Source organism: Oscillibacter sp. (assembly GCF_028693505.1).
Taxonomy (GTDB): Bacteria; Bacillota; Clostridia; order Oscillospirales; family Oscillospiraceae; genus Oscillibacter.
The window spans coordinates 1-22,687 of sequence record NZ_JAQUVF010000025.1; the positions used below are offsets into that span (position 1 = coordinate 1).

The window sequence follows — 22,687 nt, forward strand, 5'->3', positions numbered from 1 at the left end:
GGAAGGCTCGCGGATTCAATACATTCAAGGGCTATACCTCCATGATTTACCTCATTGCGGGTAAATTGGAGCTTGCTGTGCCGCGCCCGTTTTAGCAGTCATCAACAAACTTTGGAGTTGAGCCAATTTTTTTATCCCACCGGCGGGGATCGCGCCGGAAATATTTTTGAAAAGGTGATTATCATGAAGAAGTTTCTCTCTTTGCTGATGGCGTTGACCATCATGGCGTCTCTTACCGCCTGCGGCGGTTCCAAGCAGGAAACCGCAGCTCCCTCCGGGGAAACGACTGCCCCCTCCGGTGTGGAGGACGGCGTGCTGACCGTCGCCATGGAGTGCGCCTACGCGCCCTACAACTGGTCCCAGCCCGACGATTCCAACGGGGCCGTGGCCATCAAGGATTCCAATGAGTATGCCAACGGCTACGATGTGATGATGGCCCAGAAGCTCTGCGAGGCCAACGGCTGGACGCTGGAAGTGGTGCGGCTTGACTGGGATTCCCTGATCCCCGCCGTCCAGTCCGGCACGGTGGACGCCGTCATTGCCGGTCAGTCCATGACCGCCGAGCGCGCGGAGCAGGTGGACTTTGCAGGCCCCTATCTGTACGCCTCCATCATCTGCCTGACCAAGCAGGGCAGTGCCTTCGCCGGCGCCAAGGGCATCTCCGACCTCTCCGGCGGCAGCTGCACCAGCCAGCTGGGCACCATCTGGTATGATACGTGCCTGCCCCAGATCGAGGGCGCGAAGGTCCAGACCGCCGCAGAGTCCGCCCCCGCCATGCTGATGGCGCTGGAGACGGGTGCCGTGGATTTTGTGTGCACCGATATGCCCACCGCCCAGGGCGCTCTGGTGGCCTATCCGGACTTCCAGCTGCTGGACTTCTCCGATACCGACGATAATTTTCAGGTTTCCGACGAGGATGTAAACATCGGTATTTCCGTGATGAAGGGCAATACTACCTTAAAGGACGCGCTGGATGCCGTCCTCTCCGCCATGACCGCCGAGGATTTCAACGATCTCATGGCCAAGGCGGTGGCGGTGCAGCCCATCGGCGGCTGAGCGGCTTTCACCTAAAATTTGAGGGAGCGAGGAACATTTCATGGACTGGTCAAGATTTGGGCAGTTGGCGGCGGATATGGGAACCCTGTTGGCCAAGTACGGCAAGGTAAACTATCTCAGCGGCATGGGCCGCACACTGGCGCTGGCAATCATCGCCACCGCCATCGGCTGCTTCATCGGCCTTGCCTGCGGCGTTTTGCAGACCATCCCCCACGCGAAAACGGATCATCCCGTGAAGCGGTTCTTTCTGGGGCTTGTGCGGGGCGTTCTCCGGGTCTATATCGAGGTGTTTCGCGGAACGCCCATGATTTTGCAGGCCGTTTTTATTTTCTACGGCCTTCCCTATTTCACCAACAACACCCTGCGCTTTGAGAGCATCTGGGCCGTCTCCATTCTGGTGGTGTCCATCAACACCGGCGCGTATATGGCGGAGTCCGTCCGGGGTGGCATCCTCTCCGTGGACCCGGGGCAGACGGAGGGGGCAAAGGCCATCGGCATGACCCATTTCCAGACGCAGACCTGCGTGATTCTGCCCCAGGCTTTGCGCAATATCATGCCCCAGATCGGCAATAACTTTATCATCAATATCAAGGATACCTCGGTCATGTTCATCATCGGCTTCTCCGATTTCTTTGCCGCCCACAAGGCGGTCTCCGGCGCGACCTTCACCTATTTCCCCTCCGCGACCATCGAGATGGCGGGCTATCTCACCATGACGCTGATCGCCTCCTTCCTGCTGCGGTGGATCGAAAAGCGGATGGACGGGTCCAACAGCTATGAGCTGGTGCAGCAGGATTCCCTGACCATGACCGCCGGCACGTACAACCACCCCGACAAGGGCAGCAACTATGATGAGCACAGCAAGGAGTACGGCAAAGAGCACCGGGAGAATCTGAAGAAGCCCCTGAAAAACAGGAATTTCACCGCGAGAGGAGAGCGCTGACATGGGCGAGATGATTTTGCAGGTCGACCACCTGTCCAAGAGCTTCGGCAGCCACGAGGTCCTGCGGGATATCGATTTCACGGTGGAAAAGGGTGACGTGACCAGCATCATCGGCGCTTCCGGCTCCGGAAAGAGCACCCTTTTACGATGCATCAATCTGCTGGAGGTCCCCACCTCCGGCGAGATCCTCTACCATGGGGAGAACGTGGCGGGCCGGGGCGTCAATGCCGCCGCCTACCGCGCCCATGTGGGTATGGTGTTCCAGTCCTTTAACCTCTTTAATAATATGACGGTGCTGGAAAACTGCTGCGTAGGGCAGAGGAAGGTGCTCAAAAAGAGCGGCGAAGCCGCCCGGGAGCACGCCATGGAGTATCTGGAGAAGGTGGGCATGGCCCCATATATCAACGCCAAGCCTCGGCAGATCTCCGGCGGACAAAAGCAGCGGGTGGCCATCGCCCGGGCGCTGGCCATGGACCCGGAGGTGCTGTTGTTCGACGAGCCGACCTCCGCGCTGGACCCGGAGATGGTGGGCGAGGTGCTGAGCGTGATGCAGACGCTGGCCCGGGAGGGCATGACCATGCTGGTGGTCACCCATGAGATGGCCTTTGCCCGGGATGTGAGCAGCCAGGTGGTGTATATGAATCAGGGGGTCATCTGCGAACAGGGCTCTCCCGCCGGCCTTTTCGGCAATCCCCAAAGGCAGGAGACCAAGGACTTCCTCTCCCGCTTCCGGAAAAGTTAAAAAAACCTCTGCCTGAAGCGGAGGTTCCCAAAGAAAAGCGCTCCGAAACCAACGGTTTCGGAGCGCTTACTTTTTATGCCTGCAAGAGGCCTCTTGCCACCAGCGCCTGACGCGCCACGTCGTCCACGCTTTGGCCCTGCACGTCCACCTGATAGGTCATTTCCACCATATCCTCGTTGCGGATGGTGCCGGAGAGCAGGTTCAAAACCTCCTCCAGATCGGGGGCCGTATCGGCAAACTTTTCAAAGGTGTCATTTCGCACCAAAAACGCGCCGTTGTAGTCGGGGAAGAAGTTCCGATCGTCCTCCAGCACCTTCAAATTGGCCTTGCGGTTCAACCCGTCGGTGGCATAGACCTCCGTCACGTCGAAGCTGCCCTTTTCCGCTGCGGCGTATTTGAGACTCACGTCCACGGACACCTCGTCCTTGAATTTCAGACCGTAAAATTCCGTGAAGGGTCCGAATTTCATGCTGCCCTCCTGGGTGAAGAACTCGTGCTCCGCGCCGAATACCAGCTGATCGGCAATGGGAAGAAGATCGCTGACCGTCTCAAGGCCGTATTGGTCCGCAACGGCTTGGGGCACGGCGATGGCGTAGGTGTTGTCAAAGCCCAGCTTCTCCAGCATCCGCAGGCCGTACCGCTCACCCGCCGTCTGGTCTGCAAAGTCATAGATGGAAAGGCCCTCCGGCACGTCGGCGGTGTCCAGCTGCAAAAAGGTGGTCAGCAGCGTGCCGTCGTAGGAGATCATGAGATCGCAGGTGTGGTCGTTTCCGATGAGGGATTTGAAATTGTTCACCTGCGACATCTGGTCCTGAATGGTAACGGTGAGGTCCGTCCGCTCCTCCACCAGCAGCTTTACCATGTGGTGCATGATCTGGGTTTCGGAGTAGTCGCCGTCGTAGAGCATCAGCTCGTCGGCCCCGCCGCTTTTTCCCACGCCGTAGGGGAGCAGCAGGCAAAAGGCCAGCAAAATGGCTCCCACCGGAATCCACATGCTCCGGGAGCCGCCCTTGTTTTTGCGCATCTGCCGCTCGAAGAAGCCCATCAGCAGGTCCAGCACCACGGCAATGACCATCAGCGCGCCGGTGCCGGAGAGGATGAGGGTCATATCCTGAATGCGGATGCCGCGGTTAATCATGCCGCCAAGACCGCCGCCGCCCACGAAGGCCGCGAACACAGCGGTGCCGATGGCGTTCACCACCGCGATGCGGATGCCGGTGAACACCGTGGGGAAGGCGAGGGGGAATTCCACCCGCAAAACCCGGTAGGTCCGGCTCATGCCCATGCCCCGGGCGGCTTCCTTTACACCGGGGTCCACCTGATCGAGACCGAGGCAGGTGTTGCGCACGATGGGCAGCAGGGAATACAGGGTGATGCCGAGAATGACGGTGACCTTACCGGCCCCCAGAAACACCATGATGATGCCCAGCAGCGCAAGGGAGGGAATGGTTTGCAGCAGGTCCACCACCCGCAATATGATCCCCCGGGCCTTGGGATAGACATAGGCGAGAATCCCCAGCGGCAGACCGATGGAAATGGAGAGGATACCGGCGGCCAGCACGATGAAAAGGTGCTCGCAAACGATGGCCCAGCTCATCCGCCCACCTCCTTTTGGAGACCCCGGGGCGTCACCTTCTTTTGCAGAAGGTCAATCACCGCGCCGATGGCGATGGCAAGGATGGCTGCGGGGATGGCGCCCAGCAGGATCAGCGTGTTGTTGTTGGAGGACGTGCCCTGATAGACAAAGTTGCCAAGACCGCCCAGACCGATCATGGCGGCCAGCACCGCCCAGGAGACGGTGTAGACGGCGGCCATGCGGAGACCGGCGATGATGGTGGGCATGGCCAGCGGCAGCTCCACCTTCAAAAGCACCTGAAAGGGGGACATACCACAGCCCAGCGCGGCTTCCACGTATTTGCGCTCCACGCTGAGAATCCCCGCGTAGGTATTTTTCAGCACCGGGAACATGGCGTAGATGGACAGGGCGATGATGACCGTGGCGGGCACCATGCCCAGCCATAAAAAGAGCAGGCCGATGAACACCAGCCCCGGGATGGTCTGAAACACGGAGATGACCGGCAAAATTACGCCCGACCAATTGGGAATGCGGGACAGCAGCACGCCAAACGCCAGCCCCAGCGCAAAGCCGATGGCCACGGAGACCAGCACATACACCGTGTGAACGCCGACGGCTTTGACCAGCAGCGCGCCGTAAGTATCCAGAAGGCCTCTCATTTCGCATCCCCCCAGAGATTTTCCGCCACCGACCGCGCCACGCTGGTCTTGGTTACGATCCCCGCGATGGTTCCCTCGTCGTTCAGGACCACCACGTAGTTTGCGCCAGAGTCCAGAAGGTAATCGAAGCTCTCCTTGGCGTTGTCGCCCACCTGGGCGGTCCGGGCGGTCTGACGGATCAGCGGCTCGATATTCGCAAGCCCCTGCCCCCAGTGGCGGATGTCACCGATGGAGATGGTGCCCGCGTAGTGACCTTTTTCGTCGGTGACAAGAAGGGTGTCCACGCTGCCCCGGGCCATGCGCTCGGCACATTCCAAAACGCCCCGGTCCTTCCGGACCGTGAGAACGTTGGTGCGCATGAAGCTTTCCACCTTGGACGGCCCCGGCGCGTCTGTTGAATGCTTGCCTAAGAATTTTCGCACCCGGTCCGTGGCGGGGTTCTCCAGCATTTCCTCTGGAGAGGCCATCTGCACGATCTCGCCGCCGTCCATAAAGATGATGACGTCCGCCAGCTTCAGCGCCTCGCCCATGTCGTGGGTGACGAACACGATGGTTTTATTCAGCTTTTGCTGGAGACTTTTCACCTCGTCCTGCAAGACCTCCCGGGTTTGGGGGTCCAGTGCGCCGAAGGGCTCATCCATCAGCACGATGGGGGGCGAGGCCGCCAGCGCCCGCAAAACGCCGATGCGCTGCTGCTGACCGCCGGAGAGCTCCGTGGGGTATTTGTCCGCGTGCTGTTCCATGTTAACCAGCTTCAAAAGGTCCCGCACGATCTCGTCGCACTGGGTCTTATTGTACTTCAAAAGCTTTGGCACCACGCAGATGTTCTGGGCCACCGTCATGTTGGGGAAGAGGCCGATCTGCTGGATGACGTAACCGATGTGACGGCGCAACTCCACCTTGTCGGAGGAGCGGATGTTCGCCCCGTCGATGGACACCGTGCCGGAGTCCGGCTCCAGCAGGCGGTTAATCATTTTCATGGTGGTGGTCTTTCCGCAGCCGGAAGGGCCGATGAGGACCACGAACTGCCCGTCCTCGATGGTGAAGTTCAAATCCTTGAGGATGGGCGTTTTCCCGTAGCTTTTGCAGATGTGTTCAAATTGGATCATAAAACCTCCTTTGCTGTCACAAGCCTGTGGGCGGCCTCTGCGGCGGATGGACTGCCTACCAGAACGATCGTGTCGCCGGCGTACAACTCCGCGTAGGGACCGGGGGAGAGAATCACGGTCTGCCCCCGCCGGATGGCGACAATGGTGCCGCCTGTGGACTGCCAGAATTTCAGCGCGCCGATGCTTTTTCCAATCAGGGGGGAATCCTTGGGCACGGGGACTTCGTAATTCGGGAAGGGTTCGTTGGCGGCGGAAAAGGTCTCCCGGCTTTTGATGAGCGCGGTGACGGTTTCCGCCATGCGGCGGTTCAGCTCCGCGTATTCCGCCATCTGCCCTTTGAGCTGACTGCGCAGCGCGCGGCTGTCGGTGCTCTCCTCAAAATTTTCCATGTACCGCCGGGCACTGTCCGCGGAGAGGACCACGGCCCCGCTTTGAGGCTTTACCTCCACCACCTTCATGTCCGAGAGAAGCCGCAGCGCCCGGCGAATGGTCTCCGGGGACACGTTATACTCGGACGCCATGACGGAACGGCCGTAAATACGGCTTCCCTCCGGCAGCTCCCCTCTTGCGATGCGCCCGGCCAGATCCAGCGCGATTTGCAGATACTGAGACGGGACGACGGTTTGCTGCATGCATAGTACCTCCCTGTTGTTGATGGTGCTATTATACACTGCCAACTTGCAAAAGTAAATAGAGATGGCAGTTAAAAAATTGTAAACAGATTGCGGAAATCCATTAAGAAAAGGGAAAAGGCGCAAGAAAAATGGATAGAAGTACCGAAAAAACAAAGGAAAAAGATCTGCGGCGGAAAGGAAAAGGACGGTCCGTCCCGGAAGGGAACGGATCGTCCTAAAAAAACCATAAAATTCTTGATGCTATATTACCACGAAACGGGCAAAAATTCAAGTCTTGTTCGGCGCGGCGCGAGGGTGTAGTCTGCGGTTGGAGGTGGTTTCATGGAAGAACTGTCCGCATGGGAGGCCCATGGGCTGAAGGAGACGATACAAAGCGTGGTGGACTGCAATGCGCGAACCGCGCGATTTGGCCTGTCCCTTTCCCGGGAGCAGGCGGAGGCGCTGGCGGTGGGGCGGTCCCACGCGCTGCGGGACACCGGACGGGTGGAGTTTGGCGGGGGAATTCTGAGCGCGCTGATCGACGCGCTTTGCTCCTCTCCCTTTTTGCAGCAGGAGACGTATGCCGACACGCTGGAGACGCTGCAGGAGGTCTTTTACCACTGGAAAAACGAGCTGGACGACACGACGCCGGACCGGGCGCTGCTCTCGCTGATGCGCCGGGCCTTCGATGAAAAGGCGCGGGGGGCGCTGCTGTTCCCGGCGCTTTGATTCCGGCGCTCAGAGACTCATGCCGCCGTCCACGATGACGTTTTGACCGCACAAAAAGCCCAGTTCCTCCGAGGCGATGGCGACCATTGCAGTGGCGATCTCCTCCGGTTTGCCCAGACGGCCCAGCGGCTGGCGGCCGATAAACGCTTGCAGCGCGGCATCGGGATCGGGGGAGTGGTTAATCCGATCCTGGAGGGAGGGCGTATAGACGGTGCCGGGGCAGACACAGTTTACCCGGATACCTTCGGAAATGTATTCCGCAGCCATGGACAGCGACAGCGACAGCACGGCGCCCTTGGAGGCGCTGTATATCGCCCGGTTGCGCACGCCCTTGACCGCCACGATGGAGGTGGTGTTGATGATGGAGCCTTTTACCTTGCGCAGATGGGGCAGGCACAGCCGACTCATGAGGAATACGCTCTTGGCATTGACCGCCATGACGTGATCCCACTCGTCCTCCGTGTTTTGCTCCACGCTGCCGCCGGGCACGATGCCGGCGTTGTTGATGAGCACGTCGATTTTGCCAAAGCGCTCCAGCGCGGAGGAGACCAGCAGCTCCGCGCCTGCCTGGGTGGAGACGTCCGCTCGGACGGACATGCAGGAATATCCTGCCTCCAGCAGCCTTTGACAGACTTTTTCGGCAGAGTCAGAAAGGGAATTCAAGACAACGCAGGCGCCCAACTGTGCAAACTTTTCCGCGGCTACCGCGCCGATCCCCGCACCGGAACCGGTAATGAGAACAGTTTTGCCTTTCAAGGATTCAAACATCATAGATTCCTCCTGACGGGAGCAAATGCTCCGTTTCATTGAATTGCGCATAAAATAGTATATCAACTGGGGAGAAAAGGGTCAAGATTACCGCGGCATGAATTGACTTTAAAAAAGTTTGTGTATAGAATAGTAAAATAAATTCATGACGCCGATATGGACAGCGCAAGATGCTGCCTGCCGTATCACGAAAAGTCAGCTGTGCGAGCGGAGGTTCGGCTATGCGCTATGCGGCCAGTATTCAGCACTCGGAGGAAACGTTCCTGCGATTATCGAAAATTCAATACGATGCGTTTTGCGGCGGGAGAAAGGGCGGCGCCATTGTGCTGGCCCTGGCTGCGTTTTTTTGCGGCGTGTTTGGGGGACTGAATTCCGCGCTTTCCATGCTGCTGGTGTTTGCGGCCTGCTGGATGCTGGTCAGTCTGGGGCTGCCCGCCCGGAGAAACGGGGAAAAGATGATCCGGATGGCCAAGGGGAATTATCCGGAGACCTTCTACACCTTTGAACCGGAAGAGATCAAGCTGCGCTGCGGCAATCAGGAGTTGACCGTGGGCTATCGGGATGTCTACGCCTTTTTTGAGGATGGGGCGTATTTTTGCTTTTTCCTGAATCGGCAGTCCGGTTATCTGGTGCCCAAAGCTGCGCTGCAGCCGAAAAAGGTGAACGAGTTTCGGGACTTTATGCAAAAAAAGACCGGCCTTTCCGTGGAACAGACGGCGCCTCTGGGCGGAACCGGCGTGAAGGCGCTTTTGCTGCGGCGCAAGAACCGTCAGCTTCGGAAAGACGGCGCCAAGGGCGCTGAGCGCATCAAAAGCCGAAGATGAAAGGGGACAGGGAGGAAAGATGAGGGCAAGTATCGCAATTCAAACACTGCCAGCGGTGGAGAGCGACGAGGAGCTGATCCGGATCGTGGATGAGGTCATCGCCTACATCCAAAGCACAGGCCTTCCTTATGAAGTCGGCCCATTTGAAACGACCATCGAGGGAGACGATTACGACCGCTTGATGGAGGTGGCGAAGGAGTGCCAGCACGTGGCGATTCGCGCCGGGGCCAAAAAAGTGTCCGCCTATATCAAAGTTGTCTACGAGCCGGAAGGAGAAATCCTGACAATTGACAAAAAGACCGCCAAGCATCGTCGGAAGTGAGGGGCGGCAGGATCCCTGTTGGAATAATTATAAAGGAAAACAGTTGTAAAACCTGTGGAAATGGTGTAAGATACTTTCGTGGATTGTCAATTATCCAAAGGAGGAATTTTCCATGAGCAAAACGGCACGTATGGTAATGAAAATTGTTGGCGCCAGTCTGGCATTCGCTGCTTTTGTCTGCCTGCTGATTGGCGGCTGGCACGATTTAAGCGTCGGCTGCTGTGGAATGAAGAAGCGCCTGCGCCAGAAGTTCGGCTCTGAATATGACGATTATGCCGACGAGGAACTGTATAACTGAAAAGACCAAAAAAGGAGCCAGCTGTCAAGCTGGCTCCTTTTTTTACTCCCTGGGGCAAGAGGCGCGTTCCCTTACAGATTTTTAAAACCGTTGAGGGAAAAGACCTCGTGCAGATCAACGTCCATGGTGGAGAGAACGTTCTCAATTTTCTGAACGGAAATGGGCAGCGCCTTGGAGGCGGTCATCGCCTTTTCCGGATTCACCCGGAAGGAAGGCAGAATAACGCCGATGGAGGCCACCACCTTGTCCTGAAAGCGAATCGGCGCGGCCACGCATTGGATGCCGGGTTCCACCTCGCCGTACTCATAGGCGATATTTGTGAGGCGGGTTTCCTCCATTTGAATATGGGCCCGGTAGAGATTCAACTGCGGCGGCAGCTGCCCGCCGTCTTTGAAAAACAATTCTGTCAGTTCGCTCAGCTTAAAGTCGCACAAAAGGCACTTCCCGATTGCGCCAAGACAGGCCAGCTCCGTTCGCCCGGGCGACTTGTAACAGCATACGGAGTCGGGGGGGTCCGTCCGGTGGAGAAAGAGCACATGATCCTCCTCCAGAGTACCCAGACAGCAGGATTCCTCCATGCGGTGCGTCAGCTGCCGCATCTCCATGTCGATGAACTTATTCATGGAAATCTTATTGCGGTAGATGGAGGAGGCGTAAAACAGATTGATCCCGATGGTATAGCGATTGGTGTGATAGTCCAGATCGATATAGCTGCGGGCGGCCATGGTTTGCAGAATTGGCAGAAGGCTGCTTTTGGGAGATTCCAGCGCCTGCGCAATCTCTGTCAGCGTAAACCCCTCCGTGGTGGTGGAGAGCAAATCGAAAATATCCAGAACGCGGGATGTGGACCGATGAGATACTTGGGCCATGATTGGAACCCTCCTAAATAAAGCGAGCAGTTTATGGTTTCTTTTTTCTACCATAACACGCAATGTAAAAAACGGCAACACATTTTTGCCAGATTTCACAAAAAATTGAAAACTTGTTGACATTTTTTTGTTTTGATATAAAATGAAATTACGTTCTTATATACGAAGTTGTTCGCATATACGCACAAGTGAAAATGGAGGCGATGGGATGGAGCAGCTAAAATTCGCGGTTTTGGGAGCCGGGGCGGGTGGCCAGACGATGGCGGCCGTTCTCAGTAGCGGCGGGTATTCTGTGAAGCTCTATGATAACGACAGAGAGAAAATCGCGCGTCTCAATGAGCTGGGAAAGATCACGGTTACGGGCAAGTTCGCCTGTGAAGGCTTTCCGCAGCTGGTCACGGCCGACATTGCCGCGGCGGTGGCGGATGTGGATGTCATCATGGTGACGACCACCACGGACGCCCACCGTGAAATTGCGAATCTTTGCGCGCCGTATCTGCGGGACGGGCAAATCTTTTTGCTGAACCCGGGACATGTGGGCGGCGCGCTGGAAGTCCGTCACATCATCCGGGAGGTCCATGGCTGCCGCGCGGATGTCGTCATCGGAGAGACCGGGGATTTGATGTACGCCTGCCGCACCGCCGAGGTGGGGCAAACCTTCCAGTCCGGGGTGAAAAACAAAGTGGAGGTGGCTACGATTCCCGCCGGGGACGTAAAGCGCGTGATGGAGGCGCTGGGACCTGTCTTTCCAAATCTGACCGCGGCAAAAAATATTTTGGAGACCGGCTTTGAAGGCGGCGGCGCCATGCTGCATCCCATTCCCAGCCTGATGAATATTACCAACACGGACATGGGGCAGGGCTACGATTATTATATGGAGGGCATTACCCCCAGCGTTGCCCGGCTGGTTTCCGCCTGTGACGCAGAACGGTTGCGCGTGTGCCGTGCGCTTGGGCTGGAGGTTCCGTCCCTGGTAAAGACCCTGCAAAAGATTTACGGATTGGAGCAGGAGGACCTTTATGATCTCCTTCAGCACAACAACGCGTACAGGGGACTGAAAAGCCCCATGAATTTGAAGCACCGCTTTCTTGTGGAGGATACCGTGTGCGGCCTGGTGCCGCTTTCCTCCATTGGCCGTATGCTGGGCGTGGAAACGCCCGTGATGGATGCCTTTATTGAGATCAGTAGCATCGTCTGCGGACGCGATTTCCGGAAGGAGGGCCGCACGGCGGAAAAATTGGGACTGGCCGGAAAGACACTGGAGGAGATTTACGAACTGATTTCCTGAGCGGCTCATTCCAGCGGCGTGTGCACCGCTGAATGAAATAAAAAAGAGGTACTAAAAAACGGAGGGTGAAATTATGAAGAAGTTCCTATCCATGCTTTTGGCTGTGGCCATGATGATGACCATGACAGCCTGCGGCGGGTCCAAGCAGGAAGCCCCGGCCCCGGAGAAGCCAGCTGAAAACACCCAAAAGGAAGAACCCGCAAAGAGCGACAGCAATCTGGACGAGAGCGCCCTGTATGCCATTGGCGGCGGCGCCACCGGAGGCACCTTTAACGCCATGGGCGCGGTATTCACTCAGTTTTTTAATGATGGCAAGGTGTTTGGCCAGTTCTCTGCCACGGCTACCACCGGCGGCGTGCAGAACGTCATGTTTATGGAAAACGGTACCTGCGACTTCGGTATCGTCGGACAGAGCGTGTTCGTTCAGGCTGCGGATGGCACCGACTCCTTCAAGGAGACCGGCGCCAACGAGAATCTGAAAATCATCGCGCCGCTGTACAGCGCGATCTTCCAGCAGTTTGTCGGCAAGGGAATCAAGTCCGAGGCGGACCTGCGGGGTAAAAAGCTGATCGTCGGCGGCCCCGGTTCCGGCGATCTGGCAATTGCGGAAACCCTCTATGGCGCCATGGGGATGACGTTTGAAGACTTTGAGCCGCTGTATCTGGGCAGCAACGAGGGCGCGGAGACGATGAAGGATGGCCACGCCGATGGCGCCATTGCCTTGACGCAGCTGCCGTTCTCCATCTTTGTGGAGCTGACCAATGCCGACAAGGCATACCTGATTCCTCTGGAGAAGTCCACCATCGATACCATGTGCGAAACCAACGGTCACAGCTATCCGTCCTACTATCCCTCTGTGATTCCCGCGGATACCTATAAGAATCAGACGGAGGAGCTGCCCACCTTTGCCACCGGTACATATTTTTGCTGCAGTGGGGATTTGAGCGATGAACTGGTCTATGAGCTGACGAAGTACATGTGGGAAAATATTGAGGATCTGAACACCCTGCACGCAGCTGTGGCGAATTTGACCATCGACGCGGTGAAGGACATTGCCGATATGCCCATCCATCCCGGCGCTTTGAAGTACTATCAGGAGCAAGGCATTTTGTAAGAGCTGCGAATGACGCATAAGGAGGGGCCTATGAATCGCGAGAAAAAGGGCCTTTTCCACAAAGGAACCGCTGCGGCGACAGAAAAACCGGAGGCTTCGGCCTCCGGTGTCGCTCCTGGGGAAGATTGTGCGGAAAAGGCGGACGAGATCCTGCGGGAGTATTCCCGGGAGGACAATACGAGAGCGCTGACCAAGGTGGTCTCTTATATTGTTAATGTGTTTTCCCTGTTCATCTCTTTGTTTCTGGTATATACGGCTGCGTTTGGGCAGCTGCCCGCCATGCAGCAGCGCTCCTTGTATCTGCTGTGCGCCATGGTGATTTTGTTTCTGGTCTATCCCGCCTTCAGCAAGCACAGTGAAAAGGGCGTGGCTTGGTATGACTATCTGTTTGCGGCGGCCTCTCTGGGGTGCTGCCTGTATGCCTATGTCAACTATGAAGCCATTCTGATGCGGTTTGGAATTTCCAACTCCACGGACCAGTTTGTGTTCGTGATTCTGGCAATTCTGGTGCTGGAAGGCACCCGGCGGCTGGTCAGTCCCGCGCTGTCGCTGGTGACGCTGGTCTTTCTGGTCTACGCGTATTTTGGCAACTACATGCCCGGCATGTTTCAAACCAAAGCCGGGGGACTGACCCGGATGGCCGACCATATGTTCATGATTCCGGAGGGGATTTTTGGCAGTCCTCTGGGCACGGCGGCGACCTACGTTTCCCTGTTCGTCCTGTTTAGCGCCCTTTTGCAGGAATGCGGTATGGGTGATTTTATTCAGGAAATTGCGCTGGCGCTGACGGGACGGTCTACCGGAGGTCCTGCCAAGGTGGCTGTGGTTTCCAGCGCGGCTTTCGGAACCATTTCCGGCGCCGCGGCGGCCAATGTGGTGGGAACCGGCACCTTCACCATCCCCTTGATGAAAAAGTGCGGGTATCCGGCGGAATTCGCCGGGGCGGTGGAGGCATGCGCATCCACCGGCGGCCAGCTGATTCCGCCGGTTATGGGCGCGGCCTGCTTTATCATGGCGGAATACATCGGAATTCCTTATTCCAAAATCATGCTGGCAGGTTTGATCCCCGGGTTCCTATATTATATGAGCGTGTTTATCACGGTGGACCTGCGCAGCAAAAAGCTGGGTCTTGTGGGAATGCCCAAAGAGCAGCTGCCGGACGCCAAGGCGGCCATGAGGTCCCGGGGCCATCTGCTGATCCCCTTTGTGGCGGTCATTTATCTGATTATCCGGCAGTATACCATCTCCTTTGCCGCCCTGATCGGGATTCTTCTGGTGATTGTGATTTCTCCTTTGAAAAAGGAAACCAGAATGTCCCCCAGACAGGTTGCCAACGCCTTTGTGGACGGCGGCAAGAAAACGGTGTCCTTCGGTGTGTCCTGCGCCTGCGTGGGCATGATCATCGGCGTTACGACGCTTACCGGCGTTGGAAACGTGCTGGGCAACTATATTCTGGAGATCTCCCAGGGCAATCTGCTTTTGACGCTGATTCTGGTGATGATCATGTCCATCATCATGGGCATGGGAATGCCTACTGTTGCGGTGTATATCGTTTTGGCGACGGTGGCGGCTCCGGTACTCGTGAAGCTGGGCATCCCCACCCTGACGGCCCATTTCTTCTGCTTCTATTTCGGAATTCTGGCCTGTATCACACCGCCGGTCGCCGTGCCGTCCTATGCAGCCGCCGCGATTGCGGGCAGCAATCCATCGCGAACGGGCTGGGTGGCGTTTAAAATGGCGATCCCGGCCTTCCTGATTCCCTACGTGTTTGTCTATGAGCCCAGTATGCTGCTCAATGAGATCGACGTGGTCAATACCACCGCCTGCATCTTTACCGCCATCATTGGCGTTTATCTGGTGGCGGTGGGGCTGGAGGGCTATCTGCTCCGCCCGATGGTGATGTGGAAACGGTGCTTGGCGTTTACGGCGGGCATTTTCTGCATTGTGCCGGAGCATATCACAGATTTGCTGGGCGTGGCGGTTCTGGTGTTTTTGGTTGTCACCGAGAGAAGAGCCAGAAAAGCCGAGCTGGCGCAATGCGGCAAAGAAAAAGAGAGGATTCATTGATATGAGTGAAGTAAAAAGGAAAATCAACAGCGATCTGGAGGATCGCATGACGCTGGACTGGCAGGGGACGCGGGCGTTTTTCTACGGCCTTGGCTATAACGACGCGGATATCGAAAAGCCCCGCGTGGGCATTATGAACACCTGGAACGAGATCAATCCCGGCCACATCCACCAGCGTCAGCTGGCGGACGCCGTGCGGGAGGGAATCATCGAAAAGGGCGGCCTGCCGTTTTTGTTTTACGGCGTGAACCTGTGCGACTGCGTGGGCGGGGGCGACTACGTGCTGCCCTCCCGGGATCTGCTGGTCAACGAGATCGAGCTCAACGCCAAGGCCCATCATCTGGACGCCATGGTGCTCATCGGCACCTGCGACAAGGTGGTCCCCGCCATGCTGATGGCGGCGGGCCGGGTAAATATCCCCACGGTCATCGTCACCGGCGGCTACATGGAAACGCCCTATCTGGACGGCGAGCATGTGGACTTTATCGACGTGGGCGCCAGCATCTCCAAGGTGGAAGAGGGCGCCATGACCAAGGAAAAGTTCGATGAGCTGATCCATGTGTGCGCGCCCTGCAAGGGCGCCTGCGGCATGATGGGCACAGCCAACACCATGAGCCTGCTGACCGAGACCATCGGCATGTCCCTGACGGGAAACGCCACCATGGCGGCGATTTCCGGCACGCTAATCAATCTGAGCCGGGATGCGGGTCGCAAGGTGATGGAGCTGTGGGAGAAGAACATCCGGCCACGGGACATCATCACGGAAAAGGCCATCGTGAATGCCATTCGGGTCTGCATGGCCATCGGCGGCTCCTCCAACACCATTATCCACATCCCCGCTGTGGCCACCGAGGCCTGCCTGGACATGGATTGCAGCGCAATTTATGCCGAGGCTAGCTGCGAGGTGCCGCTGCTGATCGGCATTCGTCCCAACGGGAAGTGCTGCATGGCGGACTTCGAGGCTGCCGGCGGACTTTCCGCCCTGCTCAACGAACTGTGCGGAAAGCTGGACCTTGCCGGCATGACAGTCACGGGGAAAACGCTGGCGGAGAACATTGAGGGCCGCGTTACCCGCAATGCGCAGGTGATCCACTCGCTGGCGGCGCCGCTGGACAGCGACGGCGGCCTGATTCTCTGCAAGGGCAATCTGGTGCCGCAGGGCGCGTTCATCAAGCAGTCCGCGGTACCTGCCAAGCTGCATAAGTTCCGGGGCACCGCCAAGGTGTTCTACAATCAGGACGAGGCCATCGCGGCGCTGCGGGACGGCCGGATTCAGGCCGGCAACGTGGTGTTCATCCTCTATCAGGGCGTCAAGGCGGGACCCCATACCTCCTATGCGTTTACCACGGCTTTGAAGGGTAGTCACCTCAAGGACGATGTGGCGACGGTGACGGACGGTCGCCTTTCCGGCGCGGCGTCCGGGGCCTGCTTTGGCTATGCCTCTCCCGAAGCCGCTCTGCGGGGACCGTTGTGCGCCGTGCAGGACGGGGACTTTGTGAATTACGACATTGAAAAGCGGGAGCTGAACATTGAGCTTTCCGACGAGGAGCTGGCGGAGCGCATGGCCCGGGCCGAGCTGAAGCTGGAGCCGAAAACCGGCTGGCTTTCCGTCTACCAGCGCTGCGTGGGTTCCATCTTGAAGGGAGCCACCCTGATCGAGGATCATCGCGCCTGAGCAAATTGCGCAGGAAACAGAAACTGCTGAAAACGGCGCAAGGTCCTGCCGGGCACTTGCCGGGCAGGACCTTGCGCCGCTGGGAAAGGAAGCGTTTCATGGAAGTCATGGAAGCCCTGAAGGGGCGTCAGAGCGTAAAGAGCTATCTGCCAAAAGCGGTGGAGCCGGAAAAACTGGAGAAGGTGCTTGAGGCCGGCAGACTGGCGCCGTCCGCCTTTAACCACCAATACCGCCGTTTTATCGTTGTGGACGATCCGGCGGTGAAGCGTCTGCTCCGGGAAAAGGCCGGCGCGCAGCCGATGATCGAACAGGCGCCGGTGGTCCTTGTTTTGTGTGCCACGGCGGAGACCGAGTTTACGATGCCCTGCGGGGAAAAAAACTACCCCATCGACGCGGCGCTGTGCGGCGCCTATATGATGCTGGAAGCGTACGAGCAGGGCCTTGGGACCTGCTGGCTGGGAGCGTTTGACGCGGAGGCGGTGAAGGACGTGCTGGGCATACCGGCGCAGACGCGGGTCGTCACCATGATTCCGCTGGGGTATCATGACGGCACGCAGGAGCGCAAGAGCCGAAAGACGCTTGCGGAAATTGTGGGGCACAACCGATATTGAGGAGCGTGGGCCGCAGAGGGCCCGGTAAAGAGATGAAAGAGAGAAAACAGGCGGTGGCGTTGATGCTGCTCTCCGCGCTATCCTTTTCCCTGATGCAGGTGGTGGTCAAGATTTCCGCCACCCATGTGGGAACCATGCAGCAGGTCTTTTTCCGCAATCTGTTCAGCCTCTTTGTGACGTTTGTGCTGCTGCGGCGAAACCGCCTGCCGCTGATGGGACCGCGTGCGTATCGCCTGCCGCTGTTTGCACGGTCCTTTTTGGGATTTGTCGGTGTGGTGATGCTGTTCTATGCCAGTGCGGGCGCCCGGCAGGCAGACGTGGCGCTGCTGAACAGGACGTCTGCCATTTGGGTGAGCGTGTTTGCGATGATCTTCTTAAAAGAGAAGATCTCCAAAGTGCAGGTTCCGGTCATTCTGCTGTGTTTGGCGGGGGCCTTTGTGGCCATGCGCCCTTCCTTTGAGTCTAACTTTTTGCCGCTGCTCCTGGCCTTTTTGACAGCGGTGAGCAGCGGCCTTGCCTACACCATGATCGCCTTTTGCAAAGGACACGTAAATCCGCTGACCGTTATTTTCCATTTCTCCCTATTCAGTACGGCTGCCGCCGGTATCCTGATGATTCCCGCCTTTGTAATCCCTTCGTGGCGGGATCTTATGATCTTGATTCTGATTGGAATCTTTGGCGCGGCAGGGCAGATCAGTCTTACCTACGCCTATCAAAAGGCCCCTGCGTCCGAGGTCAGCATTTATGATTATTCCGGCATTTTGTTTTCTGCCGTATTGGGATATTTCCTGCTGGGAGAAGCGCTTACCGCGTCCACTGTGCTGGGAGCTGCGCTGATTGTCTGCGGGGCTTTGTGGTCCTATTTATATCATCAGCGGCAGGCCCAACCGGCAAGTTAAAGATTTTATATGGAGGCAATGACAATGGCACCTGAAAAAATTCAAATTGTTCCCAAAGGGGAGACATTGAAAACCAAGTGGTCCCGCGCGATCCGCTACGGAGACCTGATTTTTACCACCGCCCACTCCGCCACAAGGAGCGACGGCACCATGCCCACCACGCCGGAGGAGCAGATTCGCGGCTGTTTTGAAAGCTTGAAGAATACGCTGGAATCCGGCGGCAGCGGCATGGACATGGTGCTGCACTGCGACTGCTTTCTGGCGCACCGCGAGGACTTTGCCCTGATGAACCAGATTTTTGACGAGTACTTTCTGGGAGAGGGAGTCCCCACCACCCGCAGCGTCACAGAGGTCAATTTCACGGCGCCGAAGTTTCTTTTTGAGATTCAGGCGGTTGCCGGCGTGCGGGACTGAGCGCAAATACCGGGGAGCTGCCAAGAACGGGCGAAAAATCCGCAAAGGGATAAAAAGGGCCGGCTGTATGGTACAGCCGGCCCTTTTTGCGCAAAACAGCCGACCATTTGGTCGGCTGTTGGATAATTTTCCTTGACACAGCATGAGATCTGTGGTAGAATAAATCGCTTATATGATGATGGAAATAGAACGCCATTCTTTATTAGCTACGTACAAGATAGCATATTTCCCATGACAATGCAAGAGCAGGAAACAAACGTTTTAACAACGCTCCCTCGTGTGTCCTGCCATGCTGCTTGAAAGAAATGACTTGCCGCCTCCGCCGGACAGGACGGGGACGGCAGAAGAAAGGTGAATGAGAAGATGGCCAAAGACAAGCTTTACGGAAAGACCCTTCGTAAGAACTTTGCCCAGTATGAGGAAGTCGTCCCCATGCCGAATCTTCTGGAGATCCAGAAGACATCTTACCAGGAGTTTTTGGAAATCGGTCTGCGGGAGGTCTTTGACGACGTCGGCGCGATCACGGACTATCAGGGCAACCTGGAGCTGACCTTCATCGACTACAAGATGGATGAAGCGCCCAAGTACGACGTGGAGGAGTGCAAAGCCCGGGACGCCACGTATGCCGCTCCGCTGAAGGTAAAGGTTCGCCTGCGGAACAAGGAGACCGAGGAGATCAAGGAGCAGGAGATCTTCATGGGCGATTTCCCGCTCATGACCCATGCCGGCACCTTCGTCATCAATGGCGCCGAGCGCGTGGTGGTCTCTCAGATCGTCCGCAGCCCCGGCGTTTATTACGGCAAGGATACCGACCTCAAGACGGACCTGCCGATCCTCTCCGCCACCGTGATCCCCTACCGGGGCGCATGGCTGGAGTATGAGACCGACACCAACGAGGTGTTTTGGGTCCGTATCGATAAAAACCGCAAGCTGCCGGTGACCTGCCTGATCCGCGCGCTGGGTCTCAAGACCGACGCGGAGATTCTGGACCGCTTCGGCGACGATCCCCGGATCGTGGCGACGCTGGAAAAAGACCCCTGCAAGAACTACGAGGACGCCATGCTGGAAATTTACCGCAAGCTGCGTCCCGGCGAGCCCCCCACGGTGGAGGCCTCCGAAGCTTTGATGCGGAATCTGTTTTTCGATCCGCGGCGGTACGACCTGTCCGTCGTCGGCCGCTACAAGTTCAATAAGAAGCTGTCCCTGTGGCAGCGGATCACCGGCTATCAGCTGGTTTATCCCGTGGCGGACCCTGCCACCGGCGAGATTCTGTTTGAAGATGGCCACGTTCTCTCCAAAGAGGATGCCCGGCTGCTGGACGCAGTGGGCGTGAGCGAAGTCACCATCGAGTCCGACGGCGAGCCTCTGCGCGTCATCTCCAATAAAATGTGCGACTTGAAGCACTATGTGGACTTCGACCCGCTGAGCGAGTGCGGCATCAAGGAGCGGGTCCGCTATGAGGTGCTGCAGGAGCTGTTGTCCCAGTATTCCGGCGAGGAGCTGAAAGAGCAGATCAAGCTCCACAAGGATGATCTGGTGCCCAAGCACATCATCGTGGACGACATTCTCACCTCCGTGAACTATATGAACGGCCTTGCCCGCGGCGTGTCCGTGAAGGACGATATCGACCATCTGGGCAACCGTCGTCTGCGCTGCGTGGGCGAGCTGCTGCAAAACCAGTTCCGCATCGGCTTTAGCCGGATGGAGCGGGTCATCCGCGAGCGCATGACCATTCAGGATATGGATATCGTCACCCCCCAGAGCCTCATCAATATCCGCCCTGTCACCGCCGCCATCAAGGAGTTCTTCGGCTCCAGCCCCCTGAGCCAGTTCATGGACCAGACCAACCCTCTGGCAGAGCTGACTCACAAGCGGCGTCTTTCCGCCCTGGGCCCCGGCGGCCTCTCCCGCGAGCGCGCCAACATGGAAGTGCGAGACGTGCATTACAGCCACTATGGCCGGATGTGCCCCATCGAGACGCCGGAAGGTCCCAACATCGGCCTGATCTCCTATCTTTCCACCTATGCCCGCATCAACGAATACGGATTCATTGAGGCGCCTTACCGCGGCGTGGACAAAGAGACCGGCAAGGTCGCCATGGATATTACCTATATGACCGCCGACGAGGAGGACAACTTTATCGTCGGTCAGGCCGCCGAGCCTTTGGACGAGAACGGCTGTCTCATCAACACCCGTATCATTGCCCGGCACCGGGACGAGATCGTGGAAGTGGACCAGGAGATGGTGGATTATATCGACGTCTCTCCCCGCATGATGGTCTCCATCGCCACCGCCATGATTCCCTTCCTGCCAAACGACGACGCGAACCGCGCCCTGATGGGCGCCAACATGCAGCGTCAGGCAGTGCCTCTGCTGCGGCCCGAGGCCCCCATCGTGGGCACCGGCATGGAGCATAAGATCTGCATCGATTCCGAGATCGTGGTTCTGGCCGAGGGCGAGGGCGTGGTCTCCGCGGTGGATGCCCGCCATGTCACGATCAAATACGACAGCGGCGAGACGAAGGACTATAAGCTGACCAAGTATATCCGTTCCAACCACACCACCTGCATCAACCAGCGCCCCATTGTGGACGTGGGCGAGCGGGTGCACGGCAAGCGGATCAATGAAAAGGGCGAGTGGGAGGACCCCACCGTTCTGGCGGACGGACCCGCCACCGAGCAGGGCGAGATCGCGCTTGGCCGCAACATCCTTGTCGGCTTCATGACCTGGGAAGGCTACAACTACGAGGACGCCGTCCTTTTGAACGAGCGTCTGGTGCGGGAGGACCTGTATACCTCCATCCATATCGAGGAGTTCGAGCTGGACGCCCGGGACACCAAGCTGGGCCCCGAGGAGATCACCCGGGATATCCCCAACGTGGGCGAGGACGCCTTGAAGGATCTGGACGAAAACGGCATCATCCGCGTGGGCGCGGAGGTCAAGTCCGGCGACATTCTGGTGGGTAAGGTCACGCCCAAGGGCGAGACGGACCTCACCGCGGAAGAGCGCCTGCTGCGCGCCATTTTCGGCGAGAAGGCCCGGGAAGTCCGGGACACCTCGCTGAAGGTGCCCCACGGCGAGAGCGGCATCGTGCTGGATACCAAGGTCTTTACCCGTGAAAACGGCGATGAGCTGGGGCCCGGCGTGAACATGGTGGTTCGCGTGTATATTGCCCAGCGCCGCAAGATTCAGGTGGGCGATAAGATGGCAGGCCGCCACGGCAACAAGGGCGTTGTCTCCCGCGTGCTGCCCCAGGAGGATATGCCCTTCCTGCCCGACGGTACGCCGCTGGACATCGTGCTGAACCCTCTGGGCGTGCCTTCCCGTATGAACATCGGACAGGTGCTGGAGGTCCATCTGGGCTACGCCGCCCACGCGCTGGGCTGCAAGGTGGCCACCCCCATCTTCGACGGCGCCCGGGAAGAGGACATCAAGCTCATGCTGGAGGAGGCCGGTCTGGACCCCGAGGGAAAGAGCGTGCTGTACGACGGCCGCACCGGCGAGCCCTTTGACAACCGCGTCACCGTGGGCTATGTGTACTTCCTGAAGCTGCATCATCTGGTTGACGATAAGATCCACGCCCGTTCCACCGGCCCCTACTCTCTGGTCACGCAGCAGCCTCTGGGCGGCAAGGCCCAGTTTGGCGGCCAGCGCTTCGGCGAGATGGAAGTTTGGGCGCTGGAGGCTTACGGCGCGGCATATACCCTGCAGGAGATTTTGACGGTGAAGTCCGACGATGTCACGGGCCGTGTCAGCACGTACGAGGCCATCGTCAAGGGCCACAACGTGCCCCAGCCCGGCGTGCCGGAATCCTTCAAGGTTTTGGTGAAGGAGCTTCAGGCACTGTGTCTGGATATCGAGGTGCTGGATAAGGACGGCAACATCATCGAGCTCAAGGAGAACGAGGATGCGCTGGACACCTTTAATCTGGCCCGGATGGACGCCGACGACGACCGCCACCATGCTCTTGTGGAAGAGACCGAGCTGCAGGAGTCCGGCTTTGACATTGAGGAAGCACCGGAGGATGCCGGCGCGGATATTGGCACGGAAATTGACGCTGACTTCGACGACGAATGATTCAGAATCAGCCCGTTCGTCAAACACCCTATT

Annotated in this window: 21 protein-coding genes; 15 read left to right on the forward strand and 6 right to left on the reverse strand. The window is 57.9% G+C overall.

What is annotated here, in order from left to right; genetic code table 11:
• Positions 1 to 111: 111 nt before the first annotated feature.
• Genes PHI30_RS08255 through PHI30_RS08265 form a run of 3 tightly spaced genes read left to right on the forward strand, consistent with a single transcriptional unit; the run spans position 112 to position 2,741 of the window.
• On the forward strand, positions 112 to 1,056 hold the full coding sequence (locus PHI30_RS08255) for a transporter substrate-binding domain-containing protein (protein WP_367186362.1): 945 nt from the start codon (positions 112 to 114) through the stop codon (positions 1,054 to 1,056).
• A 40-nt stretch (positions 1,057 to 1,096) separates the two neighbouring features.
• Complete coding sequence (locus PHI30_RS08260) at positions 1,097 to 1,999, forward strand: amino acid ABC transporter permease (protein ID WP_300026440.1); 903 nt, start codon at positions 1,097 to 1,099, stop codon at positions 1,997 to 1,999.
• Between the two features lies 1 nt (position 2,000).
• The gene (locus PHI30_RS08265) at positions 2,001 to 2,741 is read left to right on the forward strand and encodes an amino acid ABC transporter ATP-binding protein (RefSeq protein WP_300026442.1); all 741 of its coding nucleotides are present in this window, start codon (positions 2,001 to 2,003) and stop codon (positions 2,739 to 2,741) included.
• 73 nt (positions 2,742 to 2,814) lie between these two features.
• Here the strand turns inward: PHI30_RS08265 and PHI30_RS08270 are convergent, their stop codons facing one another.
• From PHI30_RS08270 to PHI30_RS08285, 4 genes are read right to left on the reverse strand one after another with little or no spacing between them, the layout of a single operon-like run.
• A complete protein-coding gene (locus PHI30_RS08270; protein WP_300026445.1) occupies positions 2,815 to 4,338 on the reverse strand; it encodes a glycine betaine ABC transporter substrate-binding protein in 1,524 nt (507 codons plus the stop codon).
• Positions 4,335 to 4,976 (reverse strand): ABC transporter permease, encoded by a 642-nt coding sequence (locus tag PHI30_RS08275; protein WP_300026448.1) that lies wholly within the window; start codon positions 4,974 to 4,976, stop codon positions 4,335 to 4,337. The genes PHI30_RS08270 and PHI30_RS08275 overlap by 4 nt, the downstream gene beginning before the upstream one ends.
• Positions 4,973 to 6,085: an ABC transporter ATP-binding protein gene (locus PHI30_RS08280; RefSeq protein WP_300026451.1), complete on the reverse strand. Its 1,113-nt coding sequence runs from the start codon at positions 6,083 to 6,085 to the stop codon at positions 4,973 to 4,975. Before PHI30_RS08280 ends, PHI30_RS08275 begins: the two co-directional genes overlap by 4 nt.
• Complete coding sequence (locus PHI30_RS08285; RefSeq protein ID WP_300026454.1) at positions 6,082 to 6,717, reverse strand: TrkA C-terminal domain-containing protein; 636 nt, start codon at positions 6,715 to 6,717, stop codon at positions 6,082 to 6,084. Before PHI30_RS08285 ends, PHI30_RS08280 begins: the two co-directional genes overlap by 4 nt.
• 324 nt (positions 6,718 to 7,041) lie before the next feature.
• Here PHI30_RS08285 and PHI30_RS08290 point away from each other — a divergent pair, with 324 nt between their 5' ends.
• On the forward strand, positions 7,042 to 7,428 hold the full coding sequence (locus tag PHI30_RS08290; RefSeq protein ID WP_300026457.1) for a DUF6323 family protein: 387 nt from the start codon (positions 7,042 to 7,044) through the stop codon (positions 7,426 to 7,428).
• 9 nt (positions 7,429 to 7,437) lie between these two features.
• On the opposite strand, the gene PHI30_RS08295 is transcribed toward PHI30_RS08290, so the two are convergent.
• Positions 7,438 to 8,199 (reverse strand): SDR family NAD(P)-dependent oxidoreductase, encoded by a 762-nt coding sequence (locus PHI30_RS08295; RefSeq protein ID WP_300026459.1) that lies wholly within the window; start codon positions 8,197 to 8,199, stop codon positions 7,438 to 7,440.
• Positions 8,200 to 8,417: 218 nt separating this feature from the next.
• Here PHI30_RS08295 and PHI30_RS08300 point away from each other — a divergent pair, with 218 nt between their 5' ends.
• From PHI30_RS08300 to PHI30_RS08310, 3 genes are all read left to right on the forward strand, one after another.
• Entirely contained in the window at positions 8,418 to 9,020 is a 603-nt protein-coding gene (locus PHI30_RS08300) for a YcxB family protein (protein WP_300026461.1), read from the forward strand.
• Positions 9,021 to 9,039: 19 nt separating this feature from the next.
• Positions 9,040 to 9,342 (forward strand): thiamine-binding protein, encoded by a 303-nt coding sequence (locus PHI30_RS08305; RefSeq protein ID WP_300026464.1) that lies wholly within the window; start codon positions 9,040 to 9,042, stop codon positions 9,340 to 9,342.
• Positions 9,343 to 9,454: 112 nt separating this feature from the next.
• A complete protein-coding gene (locus tag PHI30_RS08310; protein ID WP_300026466.1) occupies positions 9,455 to 9,640 on the forward strand; it encodes a hypothetical protein in 186 nt (61 codons plus the stop codon).
• A 71-nt stretch (positions 9,641 to 9,711) separates the two neighbouring features.
• Here the strand turns inward: PHI30_RS08310 and PHI30_RS08315 are convergent, their stop codons facing one another.
• A complete protein-coding gene (locus tag PHI30_RS08315; protein WP_300026468.1) occupies positions 9,712 to 10,509 on the reverse strand; it encodes a helix-turn-helix domain-containing protein in 798 nt (265 codons plus the stop codon).
• A gap of 208 nt (positions 10,510 to 10,717) precedes the next feature.
• Here PHI30_RS08315 and PHI30_RS08320 point away from each other — a divergent pair, with 208 nt between their 5' ends.
• The 8 genes from PHI30_RS08320 (at position 10,718) to rpoB (ending at position 22,654) form a co-directional block, all read left to right on the forward strand.
• A complete protein-coding gene (locus PHI30_RS08320; RefSeq protein WP_300026469.1) occupies positions 10,718 to 11,797 on the forward strand; it encodes an NAD/NADP-dependent octopine/nopaline dehydrogenase family protein in 1,080 nt (359 codons plus the stop codon).
• Between the two features lie 73 nt (positions 11,798 to 11,870).
• Entirely contained in the window at positions 11,871 to 12,911 is a 1,041-nt protein-coding gene (locus tag PHI30_RS08325) for a TAXI family TRAP transporter solute-binding subunit (RefSeq protein ID WP_300026471.1), read from the forward strand.
• 30 nt (positions 12,912 to 12,941) lie between these two features.
• Positions 12,942 to 14,978: a TRAP transporter permease gene (locus PHI30_RS08330; protein ID WP_300026474.1), complete on the forward strand. Its 2,037-nt coding sequence runs from the start codon at positions 12,942 to 12,944 to the stop codon at positions 14,976 to 14,978.
• Between the two features lies 1 nt (position 14,979).
• Positions 14,980 to 16,653, forward strand: a complete 1,674-nt coding sequence (locus PHI30_RS08335; RefSeq protein ID WP_300026476.1) for a dihydroxy-acid dehydratase — start codon at positions 14,980 to 14,982, stop codon at positions 16,651 to 16,653.
• Positions 16,654 to 16,751: 98 nt separating this feature from the next.
• A complete protein-coding gene (locus PHI30_RS08340) occupies positions 16,752 to 17,264 on the forward strand; it encodes a nitroreductase family protein (RefSeq protein ID WP_300026478.1) in 513 nt (170 codons plus the stop codon).
• Positions 17,265 to 17,296: 32 nt separating this feature from the next.
• Entirely contained in the window at positions 17,297 to 18,163 is an 867-nt protein-coding gene (locus tag PHI30_RS08345) for a DMT family transporter (protein ID WP_300026480.1), read from the forward strand.
• Between the two features lie 24 nt (positions 18,164 to 18,187).
• On the forward strand, positions 18,188 to 18,577 hold the full coding sequence (locus tag PHI30_RS08350; protein WP_300026483.1) for a RidA family protein: 390 nt from the start codon (positions 18,188 to 18,190) through the stop codon (positions 18,575 to 18,577).
• 363 nt (positions 18,578 to 18,940) lie between these two features.
• Complete coding sequence (rpoB, locus tag PHI30_RS08355) at positions 18,941 to 22,654, forward strand: DNA-directed RNA polymerase subunit beta (RefSeq protein WP_300026486.1); 3,714 nt, start codon at positions 18,941 to 18,943, stop codon at positions 22,652 to 22,654.
• The last annotated feature ends 33 nt before the right edge of the window (positions 22,655 to 22,687 follow it).

Bases quoted from the DNA above. Each gene is read 5' to 3' on its own strand.
- PHI30_RS08295 (WP_300026459.1), bottom strand. From the start codon at position 8,199: ATGATGTTTGAATCCTTGAAAGGCAAAACTGTTCTCATTACCGGTTCC.
- PHI30_RS08280 (WP_300026451.1), bottom strand. From the start codon at position 6,085: ATGATCCAATTTGAACACATCTGCAAAAGCTACGGGAAAACGCCCATC.
- PHI30_RS08305 (WP_300026464.1), top strand. From the start codon at position 9,040: ATGAGGGCAAGTATCGCAATTCAAACACTGCCAGCGGTGGAGAGCGAC.
- rpoB (WP_300026486.1), top strand. From the start codon at position 18,941: ATGGCCAAAGACAAGCTTTACGGAAAGACCCTTCGTAAGAACTTTGCC.
- PHI30_RS08320 (WP_300026469.1), top strand. From the start codon at position 10,718: ATGGAGCAGCTAAAATTCGCGGTTTTGGGAGCCGGGGCGGGTGGCCAG.
- PHI30_RS08335 (WP_300026476.1), top strand. From the start codon at position 14,980: ATGAGTGAAGTAAAAAGGAAAATCAACAGCGATCTGGAGGATCGCATG.
- PHI30_RS08350 (WP_300026483.1), top strand. From the start codon at position 18,188: ATGGCACCTGAAAAAATTCAAATTGTTCCCAAAGGGGAGACATTGAAA.
- PHI30_RS08340 (WP_300026478.1), top strand. From the start codon at position 16,752: ATGGAAGTCATGGAAGCCCTGAAGGGGCGTCAGAGCGTAAAGAGCTAT.
- PHI30_RS08265 (WP_300026442.1), top strand. From the start codon at position 2,001: ATGGGCGAGATGATTTTGCAGGTCGACCACCTGTCCAAGAGCTTCGGC.
- PHI30_RS08275 (WP_300026448.1), bottom strand. From the start codon at position 4,976: ATGAGAGGCCTTCTGGATACTTACGGCGCGCTGCTGGTCAAAGCCGTC.
- PHI30_RS08315 (WP_300026468.1), bottom strand. From the start codon at position 10,509: ATGGCCCAAGTATCTCATCGGTCCACATCCCGCGTTCTGGATATTTTC.
- PHI30_RS08330 (WP_300026474.1), top strand. From the start codon at position 12,942: ATGAATCGCGAGAAAAAGGGCCTTTTCCACAAAGGAACCGCTGCGGCG.
- PHI30_RS08290 (WP_300026457.1), top strand. From the start codon at position 7,042: ATGGAAGAACTGTCCGCATGGGAGGCCCATGGGCTGAAGGAGACGATA.
- PHI30_RS08300 (WP_300026461.1), top strand. From the start codon at position 8,418: ATGCGCTATGCGGCCAGTATTCAGCACTCGGAGGAAACGTTCCTGCGA.
- PHI30_RS08310 (WP_300026466.1), top strand. From the start codon at position 9,455: ATGAGCAAAACGGCACGTATGGTAATGAAAATTGTTGGCGCCAGTCTG.
- PHI30_RS08285 (WP_300026454.1), bottom strand. From the start codon at position 6,717: ATGCAGCAAACCGTCGTCCCGTCTCAGTATCTGCAAATCGCGCTGGAT.
- PHI30_RS08260 (WP_300026440.1), top strand. From the start codon at position 1,097: ATGGACTGGTCAAGATTTGGGCAGTTGGCGGCGGATATGGGAACCCTG.
- PHI30_RS08270 (WP_300026445.1), bottom strand. From the start codon at position 4,338: ATGAGCTGGGCCATCGTTTGCGAGCACCTTTTCATCGTGCTGGCCGCC.
- PHI30_RS08325 (WP_300026471.1), top strand. From the start codon at position 11,871: ATGAAGAAGTTCCTATCCATGCTTTTGGCTGTGGCCATGATGATGACC.
- PHI30_RS08345 (WP_300026480.1), top strand. From the start codon at position 17,297: ATGAAAGAGAGAAAACAGGCGGTGGCGTTGATGCTGCTCTCCGCGCTA.